Raw genomic sequence first — 12,266 nt, 5'->3', positions numbered from 1 at the left:
GGTGTTGGGGGTTAGGTGAGTGTTGAGACCGCGAGCTTCAAAATTGTTGCTGAGCCCCCCTCAGCCGTCAGCCAGTTCTCCGGGTTTTCGGTTTCGGGGAAGATGAGATCAGTCAGGACCACCTTGCCGCCCTGGGCGAATACTTCAACCGAGCAGTGGTCCACGACGATGAGCAATTTGAGCACACCGTTTTCAAGGTCAACCGGCGCTGACTCGGCCGAAGCGAATTTTCCGTGGAAGCTGGTGTTTCCTGATTGTCTGCGGTCAAGGAGGAGTCGGGCGCTGGACATGGTGTAGCTAAGAATGGTGCCCTGGCTACGGTCGCTGCTTCCGAGGAGCAGGAAATCAAGACGTTCGGCGCTTCCGGGCAGTATCTCCGCCTCGATGATCTGGGCGCTGCCGGGTACCGCATCCGGCAGTCGGAGGGCTGAATTGCGCAGCTCAAAGGTGCCGGCTTTCATTTGGTCCTTGGCAGTAGGCACTTCGTCTCCTGCGCTAAGGCCGGCCAGGACCGGTTGCTGGATCAGACGGGCGGAGCCGTTGACTGCGGTGAGGCGCACTTCGCGGGCGAGGGTCATCGAGGACCGCCAGGGAGCGGTCGGCAGCTCGTTGGCGTAGTCCCAATTGTTCATCCAGCCGATGATGATGCGCCGGCCATCCGGGGCGTTGCTAAAGGACACGGATGCGTAGCAGTCGCGTCCCCAGTCCAGCCACAGGCATTCCTGCAAGGCTGCAGCGCCCGCTTTGGGGTCGGGGAGGGAGGCCAGTCCGGCCGGCGCCGCGAGTGAACCGGCGTCCGGGAGGAACCGGACGCCGTCGAAGTGCCCGGTGAAGTACTGGCCTCCGGAACCTCCTGCCACTGCGCCGGGGTTGACGTTTACGATCAGTACCCACTTGATGTTGTCCGGGTCCCCGTCCACCGCCAGGGGAAAGAGATCGGGGCACTCCCATTCGCCGGCGTCGGCGTTGGCCGGGCCGAAGTCGCTCAGAAAGTGCCAGGATTTGAGGTCTTCCGAACGGTAGAAGACCACCTTCTGGTGCTGCGCTTCGACGGCGACCATGACCCAGCAGGCACCTTGGTCACCTTGATAGCGGAAGACTTTGGGATCGCGGAAGTTCGCGGAGTTTCTGGTGAGGACAGGGTTTTCCTCGTATTTTCGCCACGTCATCCCTGCGTCGATGCTGTAAGCCAGGGACTGGGCCTGCGTGCCGCTGTGTTCGGACGCGGCTTTGTAGGCACTCGTGTAGATGGCTACGAGGGCCGGTGCGTCCGCCGTGCTGAAACCGGACGTGTTGCCGTGGTCGACGACGACACTCCCTGAGAAGATGTCCTCCGTCTCGTCGCAGGCAATCGCAACAGGGTGTTCCGTCCAGTGCAGCAAATCACGGGAGGTGGCGTGGCCCCAGGACATGTTGCCCCAGACGTTGCCGTACGGGTTGTTCTGAAAGAAGAGGTGGTACAGGCCGTCGTGGAAAACCAGGCCATTTGGGTCGTTCAGCCAGGTATCCCTTGCCGTGAAGTGGATGGCGGGCCGGAACCTGGAGCTTCCGGCCTGGGCTGTTTCCGGGCGTGCGGCGTCAAGGCAACTGGACATGTTTGGCGTTCCTCGTGGAAGTGGAAAGGGCTGGCTGCCTATGGCCGCGGAGCCGCGATGGACTCGCGGCGCACCAGGGGGCAACTCAGAATGGTCGGGTGTAGTGCCATGAGGGCAAGGTCGGTCTTTCCCTCGACGGCGTCAATCAGGTGCTCGGTGGCCCAGGCACCCATCTCGTAGTGGGGCAGGGCCACGGTGGTGAGGCCCGGGTAGAGGTTGGCGGCGATCAGTTCCTGGTCATCGAAGCCGACGACCGAAAGGTCACCGGGGATGCTGAGTCCCAGCTCCGCAGCGGCGCGGTAGGCTCCCATCGCCATCCGGTCGTTGTAGCAGAACAAGCCCGTGGGCGGGTTCTGGCGTGCCAGGATCCGCCGGGCAGCTTCATAGCCGCCTTGCACCTCGGAGGCCTCGGACTCGACAGGTGCCGCGTCGCCGTCGAGCCCTGCCTCAGCCAGCGTGGCCCGGAAGCCTCGGAGCCGCTCACGGGTTGCCGGGACATCATCGGTGTTGTTGATGAAGCCCACCCGGGTGTGGCCCGCTTCGAGGAGCGCGCCCACGGCGGCGCGTGCACCACCTTCTTCGTCCGGGATTACGGCTGTGACGTTTCCGCCGGTGGCCACCGAGTCCACCAGGACGGAGGGCACGCTGCCGAGGTTGGACGGCAGCTCTACGTTGCGGTGGTACATGGTGGCGTAGAGGATTCCATCCACCCTGCGTTCCAGCAGGGCCTCGACGTCGGCCTGCCGGGATTCGAGGCTGGCTGAGCCGGAGGTGTTGATGATCATGAGGTTGTACCCCCGGGCTTTGGCGGCCTCGTCAGCGCCGAGGATGATCCGGCCGGCGTGGGGCGTGGTGGCGATATCCTCGCTGACCAGGCCCAGCATGCCGGTTCTCTGGGTGCGAAGGGCCTGGGCAAGGCGGTTGGGGCCATAGCCCAGTTGCTCCGCGATGCTCCTGACCTTGTCCCTGGTGTCGGGGCTGATTCGTGCGTAGGAAACCTCGTTGAGGACGTGGGAGACAGTTGTCACGGAGACGCCGGCGGCGACGGCCACGTCCTTGATACCGATGTTCTTGTTGCTCATCTGTCTCCCACGTCCTTATGGTCGGTGATGCTTCTTGGGCATCACCAGTAGGCTACTGGTTGTTGATGGTCTAGCCCTTGACGGCGCTAGCCCTTGACAGCCCCAAGCGTCATGCCTGCGACGATCTTGCGCTGTAAGAGAAGGGTGAGGAGGATGACGGGGATGGAGTAGACGGCGGCCAGCGCCGTCATGGATCCCCAGTCCAGGCCGAACTGGGTCTGGAAGTTCGCGATCACCACGGGCGTTGTCTGGGAGCGGATCGCTGTCATCAGGAGTGCGAAGAGGAACTCGTTCCAGGAGGCCAGGAAGGCGAAGATCGCGGTGACGGCGATGCCGCCGGAGACCACCGGGATCACCACCCGCCATAGGGCTCCGAGTCTGCTGCAGCCATCCACAGTCGCAGCTTCCTCCAGGTCTTTCGGCACCGCTTCGAAGAAGCTGGACATCAGCCAGATCGAGAGCGGCAGCGAGATGGTGGTGTGGGCGATGGACAGGGCGATCGGAGTATCTGAAAGACCAACGGCCGCCATCATCGAAGCCAGCGGTATGCCGATCGCCACTGGCGGCACCATGCGGGTGACCAGGGCGGCCATGATGAAGATCCGTCCGCTGAGGGTTTGGTACCGGGTGATGCCGTAGGCCGCCGGTACTGCCAGCACGAGCGAAAGCACGGTGCTGATGATGGCCGTCTGGATGCTGTTGATGAAGGAGGCGAGGACTCCGTTGCGGCCCAGCGCGTTGGTGTAGTTCTCCAGCGTCCACTCCCGGGGAAGGATGGTGGGTGGCACCGCGATGGTGTCGATCGGGGTCTTGAAGGAAGTGAAGAGCAGGTACAGGAACGGGAAACCATAAAGCACCATGGCGGCCGCGAGGAGAACCCAGAGCAGGGTTCTGGTGCTCCGCCGGCCCGCTTCCAGGCCTTCACGGTTGACGCCCCGGCGCCTATAGGGGCGCGTGGCTGTGATTGCGGCAGGTTCCGCGTGCACTTCGGCCGGCGCCCCGCCGTCGTTCGTTATTCGTTCAGCGACGCGCATCAGTTGTCCTTTCCTGGCCGCCAGATGGTGGACACCGCGACGAACGCGACGGCGAGCATGGCAAGCAGGTAGAGAGTTCCCATGGCGCTAGCCAGTCCGGGGTCACCGAATCGGATCATGGTCCGGTAGATCAGCAGGCTCATGGTTTCCGAGGCGGACTGTGGGCCGCCGTTGGTTTGGATGAGGATGGTGTCGAACGCGCGGGCCGCATCGATGCCGCGGACCACCAGTGCCACGGCGATGACCGGCCGCAGGAGGGGCAGGATGATGCGGAACAGCATCGCCGGTGCGCGTGCGCCGTCCAGGCGTGCTGCTTCGATCAGGTCCCCGGGGATATTCTGCAGCCCGGCGAAGAGCACCAGGCACATGAACGAAGTGGTCAGCCAGATGTCAGGAATGGCCACGGAAAAGAGAACAATATCCGGGTCAGAGAGCCAGCCAATCTGGTTGGGGTTGGACAGGATGCCGGCCTGGTGCAGGAGGGTTCCGATGAGGCCGAAGTTGTCGATCATCAGGAACTTCCAGAGGAGACCTGCCACGATCGGCGCGATCATGAGCGGATACATGAAAACGGTCCGCCAGATCTGGGAACTCCGTCCAAGGGTGGTGAACAGCAGAGCCATTCCCAGCCCCAGAGCGAATTCGAGGGTGACCACGACCAGCGTGTAGGCCAGGGTCCGCCATCCGGCACCCATGAAGGCTTCGGAGGCGAAGGCCCGGACGTAGTTATCCAGACCCACAAAGTCTCGGGGGCCGCCGGCGATCGGTGAGATTTTGAAGAAGCTGTCCGCCACGAGGCGGAACAGCGGGAAGGCGACAAATACTGCAAGAAACAGTGCCGCTGGTGTCATCAGGAACAATGCGAAGCGGCGATCGGAGATACGCACGGTTTTCTCTTCCGCTGGTTGGGGACCGTGGCCGGCACCGGACTTAAAGTGCCGTATCGGCAGGTGCCGGCCACGGGGGTCTTACTTGAGGAGGTCCTCGATCTGCTTCTTAGCGTCGGCGAGGAGGATGGCGGAGTCCCCGCCGGCCACAGCCTTCTGCAGCATGGGAACCAGAACCGTGTCCACGATCTGCTGCCATTTCTCGGTTGCCGGCCGGGTGGCCGTGGCTTTCCCGTTGAGGGTTTCGATCAGCGGACCGAAGCTTTCGTAGCCTTCCCTGTCCTGGTACTTCTCAAAAGCTGAGATACGCGAAGCCAGACCGAGGCTGGATTCAATGCCCATGCTGTTGTTGTCATAGGCGCACTTGATGAACTTCTTGGCCGCCTCGGTGTTCTTGGTGGCCTTCGGGACGGTGAGGTACCAGGGTCCCGGGACGCCCCCGATGCCGGCAGATCCGGCGATCATGGGAGCTGCCCCCACTTTGCCGGCCACCGGTGAGTCCTTGGGGATCTGCCGGTAGGCGTGGGCCCAGAAGCGGGTCATGGCGGTCTTGCCCTGGTTGAACAGGTTTTGGGCGGCAGCCCAGTCGACCTGCGCGGCACCGGACGGCGCGGACTTGGTGAGGCTGACGTAGAAGTCCAGGGCCTCCTTGTGCGCGGCGTTGTCGATGACCACGTTGTTGTTTTCGTCCAGGACCATCGGCGAGCCTGCCTGCAGGACGTGGGCAAGCCATTCGGTTTCCACGCCGCCCTTGACGTCGGTGCCGTACATGCCGTCCCTGGTGAAAAATTCGGAGATGTCCTGGTACTGCTTCCACGTGGTGGGTGCGGCGAGTCCGTAGCCGTACTTGGCCTGGAATTCGGCCTTGTTCTTGGCATCCTCAAAGAGGTCTTTACGGTAGAGGATGATTTCGGCGTTGGTCCAGGCGGGCAGGCCGATGAAGTGCCCGTCCACGTTTGCTTCCTTCACAAGGGCGGGGAAGATGTCCTTTTTGGCCTCGTCGGTGAAGATCTCGTCGATGGGCTGGACGGCATCCTTGAAGCTTGGCAGCCAGACCGAGTCCAGGGCTGCGACGTCGAAGGAAACGTTGCCGGAGGAGAACTCGCTGGAGAGCCGGTTGAACATGCCGTCGTACGGCAGTTCCACGAAGTTCACATCGACTCCGGCATCCTTTTTGCACTGTTCGGCGACGCCCGTCAGCTCGGCGTGGCCGCCTGCCTCCACCAGGACGTTGACGGTGCTGGTGCCGGCGCTACCCGTCGCGGACGGGCCCCCTGCGCCGCACCCGGTGGCTGCCAGCGCGACGGCGGTGCAGATGCCGCCGATGGTGGCGAACCTGTTGATGGTCTTTCGAGTGGACATCGCTGTCGACTCACTTTCTCTCGAACGGAAATGGCGAGACTGAAGCTGGGGTGAAAAATCGTTTTGCTAAAACGACTTGGCACTCACAGTAGGACCACCCCTCAAGAAGTGTCAAGCGTCACATCGGCCAGTCAGCGGCCCGTTGACGACTGGCAACAAGCCGCCCTAATGTAATACGGAACCGCGGAAGAATCGTTTTGGCATACAAGCGCCGCCAGTCCGCTGCCGAACGTGGGGCGCACCTCTGTGCGCGTCCAGGGCGGCCGGGGCGCATTCGACCCTCACGCGTGTATTCGCGAACATTTCCTTGAAGGCGCCTTTGCTGCCCTATTCCAGGTCGATCGCCACCACGGGGGTCAGACCGAACCCGATGTAGGAGTGCGCGTACTCGGCCGGCTCTTCACTTCTTGGCCCGCGTGGATCCGCAAGGATCCGCGCAGAATCCATGGTGTTCTCCGGGTTCTCGGGTAGGAGGTCGTGCTATTGCCTGACGGTGTCGCGTGGAGCCAGGCTGGCTGCGAGGCCGGAGAGCAGGATGTCCAGGCCCTGGTCCAGCTCGGCCGCCCCGTCGTACTCGGCCAGATCCGGGGCCAGCGCGCGGAGCCGGGGAAACTCCCGCGCGGGAAGACGGTGCAGCCCAAGACGGAGCAGCGCCTCGTTCTCTTCCGGATCGACGATGAACTCCTGCAGCTCATTGAGGATGTGCCCGTACAGGAACCCGTAATAGGCCCGGTACACATGGAGCGAATCGCCGGGTCCGAATCCGGCGTCGATCAGCAGGGACAGGATCTGCTCCAGCGGACGCAGCGTCCCGAGCGGACGCAGGCCCAACGGCGTGGAGAGCGGGCGCGTCACCAGCAGCGGCACGACATTGGGGTGCCGGAGCGCCAGGAGCCGTAAGTCATGTGCTATCCGCCGCAACTGCCCCTGCCAGTCCCGATCCTCGCCGATGATCGCCAGTTCGTCCAGGACAAGCTCGGTCACCCCGTCCAGCAGCGCGGCCCGGTTAGCAGCATACCGGTACAGGCTCATTGGGTCCCGGCCGAGTTCCTGCCCAAGCCGTCGCATTGTCAGAGCGTCCAGCCCCTCGGCGTCCACCAGCTTCAGCGCAGCGGTGAGCACCACGTCCCGGCTGAGCCGCCTCTTCTTGCCAACGGTTGCGTCGGTCAATGCTTTATCCACGGGGGACACGGCTCCTTTGGGCGGCCCAGGGGACCCGCCTTCTGTGCGGTAGGCACGGTTGCTTAATAAGTAGTCTACGCGTAAAGTCTACACCGTAGAGGACTTGTTATCACCGTTTCAGCAAAGAGACCCTGGTTGCATGGCCGTTCCGGCCGCTCACTCCATCCAGGAGTACCCCTGTCCCCCGCTTCGCCGCCCCCGTGCAGGGCGCCGATGCGTAAGCCGCTGCAGCCCGACGGCGGCCCAAAGGCACCCAGCGGAAAAGAGCCATCCATGGCACATTCGCAATACGACCAATTCCTCCAGGAAGCCACCACAGCCGATGACCGGTCGGACTCACCGCTGGGCCGGGACCGCCTCTACGGCCTGTACACCAGCTGGTGCTTCCTCCACCAACTGGCGCCGCGGCCCGAAGGCACCTTCTGGGCAGCCATGAAGAAAAAACACATCCACCCCGGGCAGAACGGCCTGCGCATGACAGGCCCAGCGGCGGCGGACTACATCATGGCCAGCTACCCCGGCCTGGTTTAGCCGGCGTGGACACAGCTGCCAGCACCTACCTGCCTCGGGACGCGCACCAGCCCCGCGGAAACCGGCCATGGTGCGCGGCATGCGACACCGACCGGCACCTCGCGGTCGATTCCATCACCGTCATGGACCGGCAGCGGGAAACCCTCGCCGCCGCCTTCAACTGCGCCAAGTGCGGCGGCTCCCGCGTTCTGGCCACCACCGCAGCCTTCGTCGCAGCAGTCCTGGCCCGCACGCCGGCTACTACCGTGTCCCACCCAAGCCCGCCCCGGCGCAGTCAGCGCCGGTTCCGGCCATTCAAATTCACGAGAAAGAACCTTAGATGACTACCCCCAGCGCTGCCAGCAGCCTCTCCCCCGCCATCGCCGAAGGCAGAAGCATCCACGAGTTCGACCTGTCACCGGCGGGACTCTCCGACGCGCCGGCGAACCAGCAGGACCCCGACAGCCTCGTACACCCCGGCAACAGCTAACTCGCCCCGGGCTCTGTGCGCGCGGCTCAGTCGTCGGCGCTCTGCGTCAGCACCTGGAAGTTGGCACCGATGTTGACTTCCACCTCGGATCCGTCGCTCTTCCGGATCTCCACCTCGTAGGACGAACCCGAGCTGTCACCCCGCTCGACCTCGGTAACCTGCCCGGGACCGACTTTGGCCATTGCGGCGTCGACCGCTTTGTCACGGTCGGCCTGGTTCAGCGGCTGCTGCGTGCCGCCGGTCGTGGTCGTGTCATCGTCGAAGGGGTTGACGGAAGCAGCTGCAACCGATGCGCCTCCCAGCGCCACCGCAGCAACGGCTGCTCCAGTAATCCAGACTGTTCTCTTGCGCACGACAGACTCCTTTCGCATCCTTTTCCAGTGTCCCCCTGCCCAGGGGGCTGGACAAGGCGTTGATCTCAGCAGTCTCGAACAGCGGAACAAAGCCGAAGGAAGCTAGACGCAAGTAGCCCCCGGTCAGCGGGTGCCGCCGTCGTCGTAAGCCTGCCGCGCCAGGCGGGCAAAGTCGGAGATGAGTACCGACGGGTCGTCCTTCCAGTACGCGAGGAACACGGCAATGGGCGGAGCGTCCCGGACAACCTTGTAGACCACGCCGGGCCTCGGGTACTGCGTCGCCGTCGCCTCCGAGGACATCCCCATCGCCTGTCCGGTGGAGATCAGTGTCAGCCAGTCGTCCACTCCCTGAACCGGGCGCAGCGATGCCGGCCGCACCGCCGGGTTCCACAGGTCCACGGTGGTGGTCCCCGTCCGGCTGTCCACCGCAAGCGTCCGCCCCGCAAAGTCTGCCATGCGCAGGAAACGCCGCCGGGCCAGCGGATCTGTGGCCGCCACTGCGGCGTAGCGCCTTTCAGTTCCAAGCAGCGCCTCGTCGAAGCGCGGGTCCCTGAGCTGCTTGCGGACGACGGCGACATCAACAGTTCCGTTGGCCAGGCCGGCAGCCGGCGAATCGGCTTGCACCCAGATCAGCGGGACGGCAGGGTTCGATTCCTCCCAGCGCCGCTGCACGGCAAGTGTCCGGCTGCCCACCGCGGACCACGCGTATCCCACCCTGAGTTCGCCGGGGTCATGGCGCGCCGCCTCTTCCAGCAGGCGGGCTTCATCCAAGACCCTCCGGGCGTGCTCAATGATGCGTTTCCCCGCGGCCGTAGGGGTGACGCTGCGCGTCGTCCGCTGGAAAACGCGCACCCCGAGGGTGCGTTCAAGCGCCGCGACGGACCGCGAGACGCTGGCCTGGGAGGTCCCCAGCGCGATGGCCGCGTCGGTGAATGTCTGAACCTCGGCAACAGCCACGAGGGCCCGAAGATGGCGCAGCTCAAGATTCATACGGCAATCGTATAGAACTGGCAGCCGGAGCATTTATGGGTTTTCGGATCTGCCCGCACACTGTGGAACATGGAGACTTTCGCAGAGCCCGGTACCGGCCGGGGCCGCAGTGAATCAGCCCCAGCCCAGGGCCGGGTCCTGGGCGGTGTCCTGACCATGACGGGCAGTGGAATCAGCAGCCAGGTCGGCGCCGGCATCGGTGCACACGCATTTCCGGCCGTCGGACCCGCCGGCGTCGTGGCCGTGCGGCAGCTCGTCGCGGCCGCGGTGCTGCTGCCTGTGGCCCGGCCGCCCCTTCACCGTTTCACCTGGCGCCAGTGGTGGCCGACGCTCCTCCTGGGTGCTGCCATCGCGCTGATGAACATCTGCCTGTATGTCGCCATCCAGCGGATCGGCCTGGGCCTGGCCGTAACGCTGGAGTTCCTTGGCCCGCTGGCCATTGCCCTGCTGCGCTCAAGGACCCCGCTGGACTTGCTGTGTGCTGCCTGCGCCGGCTGCGGAGTCTACGTTCTGGTGCTGCCCGGTCCCAGCAGCGACTTCGCCGGCATCGGCATTGCCCTGGCCGCGGCCGTATGCTGGGCGGCCTACATTGTCCTGAACAGGATTGCCGGGCAGCGGCTGCCGGGCCTGCAGGCACCGGCGGCCGCCACCGCTGTTTCCCTTGTCTTCTACCTTCCGGTGGCGGCCTGTCTGCTGGCCCAGGGTTCGCTGGCCGGCCCTGCTCTCGGGTACTCGGTCATCGCCGGCGTACTGTGCTCGGTCATCCCCTACGCCGCTGACCTCATCGCGCTGCGGCACATCCGGCCTGGCTTCTTCGGCGTATATATGAGCATCAACCCGCTGCTGGCCGCCCTTTCCGGGACAATCGTGCTGGGCCAGTTCCTCGTGCTGCACGAGTGGCTGGGCATGGCGGTCATCGTTGCCACCAACGTGGCGGCCATAATGCTCGCCGGCCGCCGCACCCGCCGGACTTTGCCGGGAACCCGGGGGTAGCCTTGGGGCAGGAGGGCAACATGGCGGTCAGGAGTGCAGGCCTTCTGCTGTATCGGCAGAACAGCGGGGCGGAAGTGGAAGTGTGGATCGCCCACATGGGCGGGCCCTTCTGGGAGCGCAAGGACGAGCGAGCCTGGTCGATTCCCAAGGGCGAATACCTCGAAGACGAGGATCCACTCGCGGCGGCGCGGCGTGAGTTCGCGGAGGAAATGGGCGTCCCGGCGCCGTCCGCGGACTACGTGCTCCTCGGCACCTTCCGGCAGCCTTCGGGCAAGCTCATCACGGCATTCACGGCCGAGTCCGCCTTCAAGCCCGAGAAAATCCTGAGCAACACGTTCCCGCTGGAGTGGCCCAAGGGCTCGGGGACGGTGCAGCACTTCCCCGAGATCGACCGCGCCGAGTGGATCGGTGAATCCGAGGCCCGCATCAAGCTGGTCAAAGGCCAGCTGCCAATTCTCGACGCACTGCTCGAGCACCTCAGGGCATGACGTCCGTGAGATCCGCGTATTTGCACTTGGCAACAGTCACCATGCAAACCGGCGGCGGCGACGTGCCAGCCCCGGATATCGCCGCCCTGGGCGCCGCGGTCACGCGCGGACTGTGCGGAAGCTGGGACCATCAGCCGCCCTGCCCGCTGGCACCGCACCACACCCGGCCGGAAAGGGACGGGGACACCGTCACACTGCGGATCATCTTCGCCACGGAACCTCCGAATGAGGCCCTGGTCCGCAGCCGCATCGACAGCGCCCTCCGCCAGGGAAGCCTCACCGGGCCGGATGGCCGCACCAGCCGCTGGGTGTACCTCGGCGCCGGCCCGGGCGTGCTCGACCCGGCCGAGGCCGAGCACGCCGGGCGCCTTATAGACTCCTGACGTGCCGTTACCCTGACTGCCCGAGGACCGTCCGGTAGATCCCGGTGTGGTCCAGGTCGCCGTCGCCCGCCTCCACCATGACCTCAAAGGCACCGCGGACGCTGGCAGAGAGCGGCAGTTCCAGCCCGGCGTCCTTGGCGATCTCGGCGACGAAGTTCAGGTCCTTCAGCTGGTTTTTCGCCGAGCCGCCGCCTTCGAAGTCACCGTCGATCCAGCGCTGCCCCTTCTGCCGGAGCACCTCCGAATTCGCCAGTCCGCCGGCCAGAATGGACTGGACCTTCCCAGGGTCAAGCCCGGCGGCAGTGGCCACAGCCATCGCCTCGGCCAGGGCGGTGACCGTGGCGGCCACGACGATCTGGTTGCAGGCCTTGGCCGTGGACCCTGCACCGGCTTCGCCGAACCAGACGACGGTGGAACTGTAGAGCCCGAGGAGCGGCAGGAGCCGCCGCACCGTCCCGCACGGCCCTCCGGCCATGGTGCTCAGCCGGCCTTCCTCGGCTCCGATGGTCCCGCCGCTCAGCGGCGCGTCCACCACCGTCACCCCATGCCGGTTCTTGCAGTCTTCGGCGAACCGGGCCACGGCCACCGGGGAAACCGTGCCATGGATGACCAGGACCGGTTCCGCGATGCCGGCAGCCTTCCATCCGGCCAGCAGTCCGTCCCCTCCGGACAGCAGAGCTGCCACCTGCGGCAGGTCCGGCAGGACGGTCAGAACAACCTCGGCTGCGGCTTCCGCCGGTGTGCCGGCCACCCGTCCCCCGCCAACGGCCTTTGCCTTTTCCGCAGTGCGGTTCCAGAGCGTGAGCGGAACGCCAGCGGCCAGGATGTTCCTGGCGATCGGGGCGCCCATCGGGCCGGTGCCCAGCAGGGCAACGGACTTCAATTCGTTCTGTGTGTCTGTCACTGCTGTGCCTGTC

15 protein-coding genes are annotated in these 12,266 nt (G+C 65.1%); 6 read left to right on the top strand and 9 right to left on the bottom strand.

Annotated features, from left to right (window positions below):
* Nucleotides 1-11: 11 nt before the first annotated feature.
* The 6 genes from AC5RWD_RS15570 to AC5RWD_RS15545 form a co-directional block, all read right to left on the bottom strand.
* The gene (locus AC5RWD_RS15570; RefSeq protein ID WP_494020872.1) at nt 12-1,595 is read right to left on the bottom strand and encodes a glycoside hydrolase family 32 protein; all 1,584 of its coding nucleotides are present in this window, start codon (nt 1,593-1,595) and stop codon (nt 12-14) included.
* 38 nt (nt 1,596-1,633) lie between these two features.
* Nucleotides 1,634-2,677: a LacI family DNA-binding transcriptional regulator gene (locus AC5RWD_RS15565; RefSeq protein ID WP_494020871.1), complete on the bottom strand. Its 1,044-nt coding sequence runs from the start codon at nt 2,675-2,677 to the stop codon at nt 1,634-1,636.
* A gap of 86 nt (nt 2,678-2,763) precedes the next feature.
* The gene (locus AC5RWD_RS15560; RefSeq protein ID WP_494020870.1) at nt 2,764-3,711 is read right to left on the bottom strand and encodes a carbohydrate ABC transporter permease; all 948 of its coding nucleotides are present in this window, start codon (nt 3,709-3,711) and stop codon (nt 2,764-2,766) included.
* Nucleotides 3,711-4,598: a carbohydrate ABC transporter permease gene (locus tag AC5RWD_RS15555; protein WP_494020869.1), complete on the bottom strand. Its 888-nt coding sequence runs from the start codon at nt 4,596-4,598 to the stop codon at nt 3,711-3,713. The genes AC5RWD_RS15560 and AC5RWD_RS15555 overlap by 1 nt, the downstream gene beginning before the upstream one ends.
* 81 nt (nt 4,599-4,679) lie before the next feature.
* The gene (locus AC5RWD_RS15550) at nt 4,680-5,960 is read right to left on the bottom strand and encodes an ABC transporter substrate-binding protein (RefSeq protein WP_494020868.1); all 1,281 of its coding nucleotides are present in this window, start codon (nt 5,958-5,960) and stop codon (nt 4,680-4,682) included.
* A gap of 480 nt (nt 5,961-6,440) precedes the next feature.
* A complete protein-coding gene (locus AC5RWD_RS15545) occupies nt 6,441-7,151 on the bottom strand; it encodes a TetR/AcrR family transcriptional regulator C-terminal domain-containing protein (RefSeq protein WP_494020867.1) in 711 nt (236 codons plus the stop codon).
* Between the two features lie 264 nt (nt 7,152-7,415).
* Here AC5RWD_RS15545 and AC5RWD_RS15540 point away from each other — a divergent pair, with 264 nt between their 5' ends.
* Genes AC5RWD_RS15540 through AC5RWD_RS15530 form a run of 3 tightly spaced genes read left to right on the top strand, consistent with a single transcriptional unit; the run spans nt 7,416 to nt 8,142 of the window.
* Complete coding sequence (locus AC5RWD_RS15540) at nt 7,416-7,673, top strand: hypothetical protein (protein ID WP_494020866.1); 258 nt, start codon at nt 7,416-7,418, stop codon at nt 7,671-7,673.
* A 5-nt stretch (nt 7,674-7,678) separates the two neighbouring features.
* A complete protein-coding gene (locus AC5RWD_RS15535) occupies nt 7,679-7,996 on the top strand; it encodes a hypothetical protein (protein ID WP_494020865.1) in 318 nt (105 codons plus the stop codon).
* Nucleotides 7,993-8,142, top strand: a complete 150-nt coding sequence (locus tag AC5RWD_RS15530) for a hypothetical protein (RefSeq protein WP_494020864.1) — start codon at nt 7,993-7,995, stop codon at nt 8,140-8,142. The genes AC5RWD_RS15535 and AC5RWD_RS15530 overlap by 4 nt, the downstream gene beginning before the upstream one ends.
* A 26-nt stretch (nt 8,143-8,168) precedes the next feature.
* Here the strand turns inward: AC5RWD_RS15530 and AC5RWD_RS15525 are convergent, their stop codons facing one another.
* Both AC5RWD_RS15525 and AC5RWD_RS15520 read right to left on the bottom strand, forming a co-directional pair.
* Nucleotides 8,169-8,495: a PepSY domain-containing protein gene (locus AC5RWD_RS15525; protein WP_494020863.1), complete on the bottom strand. Its 327-nt coding sequence runs from the start codon at nt 8,493-8,495 to the stop codon at nt 8,169-8,171.
* 123 nt (nt 8,496-8,618) lie between these two features.
* Nucleotides 8,619-9,485, bottom strand: a complete 867-nt coding sequence (locus tag AC5RWD_RS15520) for a LysR family transcriptional regulator (protein WP_494020862.1) — start codon at nt 9,483-9,485, stop codon at nt 8,619-8,621.
* Between the two features lie 69 nt (nt 9,486-9,554).
* On the opposite strand from AC5RWD_RS15520, the gene AC5RWD_RS15515 reads away from it, so the two are divergent.
* From AC5RWD_RS15515 to AC5RWD_RS15505, 3 genes are read left to right on the top strand one after another with little or no spacing between them, the layout of a single operon-like run.
* The gene (locus AC5RWD_RS15515) at nt 9,555-10,478 is read left to right on the top strand and encodes an EamA family transporter (RefSeq protein WP_494020861.1); all 924 of its coding nucleotides are present in this window, start codon (nt 9,555-9,557) and stop codon (nt 10,476-10,478) included.
* A gap of 20 nt (nt 10,479-10,498) precedes the next feature.
* Nucleotides 10,499-10,966 carry an NUDIX hydrolase gene (locus AC5RWD_RS15510; protein WP_494020860.1) on the top strand — a complete coding sequence of 156 codons (468 nt, stop codon included), beginning with the start codon at nt 10,499-10,501 and terminating at the stop codon, nt 10,964-10,966.
* Between the two features lie 26 nt (nt 10,967-10,992).
* A complete protein-coding gene (locus AC5RWD_RS15505) occupies nt 10,993-11,349 on the top strand; it encodes a hypothetical protein (protein WP_494020859.1) in 357 nt (118 codons plus the stop codon).
* Nucleotides 11,350-11,356: 7 nt separating this feature from the next.
* Here the strand turns inward: AC5RWD_RS15505 and AC5RWD_RS15500 are convergent, their stop codons facing one another.
* Entirely contained in the window at nt 11,357-12,253 is an 897-nt protein-coding gene (locus tag AC5RWD_RS15500; protein ID WP_494020858.1) for an NAD(P)-dependent oxidoreductase, read from the bottom strand.
* Between the last annotated feature and the right edge of the window lie 13 nt (nt 12,254-12,266).

The organism is Arthrobacter sp. CMU6 (genome assembly GCF_059090205.1).
This window is presented reverse-complemented; position numbering and strand designations above follow the sequence as displayed.

What these genes read in the sequence shown, in the direction of transcription:
- AC5RWD_RS15570 (WP_494020872.1), bottom strand. Translation starts at nt 1,595, where the DNA reads ATGTCCAGTTGCCTTGACGCCGCACGCCCGGAAACAGCCCAGGCCGGA.
- AC5RWD_RS15565 (WP_494020871.1), bottom strand. Translation starts at nt 2,677, where the DNA reads ATGAGCAACAAGAACATCGGTATCAAGGACGTGGCCGTCGCCGCCGGC.
- AC5RWD_RS15560 (WP_494020870.1), bottom strand. Translation starts at nt 3,711, where the DNA reads ATGCGCGTCGCTGAACGAATAACGAACGACGGCGGGGCGCCGGCCGAA.
- AC5RWD_RS15550 (WP_494020868.1), bottom strand. Translation starts at nt 5,960, where the DNA reads ATGTCCACTCGAAAGACCATCAACAGGTTCGCCACCATCGGCGGCATC.
- AC5RWD_RS15540 (WP_494020866.1), top strand. Translation starts at nt 7,416, where the DNA reads ATGGCACATTCGCAATACGACCAATTCCTCCAGGAAGCCACCACAGCC.
- AC5RWD_RS15530 (WP_494020864.1), top strand. Translation starts at nt 7,993, where the DNA reads ATGACTACCCCCAGCGCTGCCAGCAGCCTCTCCCCCGCCATCGCCGAA.
- AC5RWD_RS15520 (WP_494020862.1), bottom strand. Translation starts at nt 9,485, where the DNA reads ATGAATCTTGAGCTGCGCCATCTTCGGGCCCTCGTGGCTGTTGCCGAG.
- AC5RWD_RS15515 (WP_494020861.1), top strand. Translation starts at nt 9,555, where the DNA reads ATGGAGACTTTCGCAGAGCCCGGTACCGGCCGGGGCCGCAGTGAATCA.
- AC5RWD_RS15510 (WP_494020860.1), top strand. Translation starts at nt 10,499, where the DNA reads ATGGCGGTCAGGAGTGCAGGCCTTCTGCTGTATCGGCAGAACAGCGGG.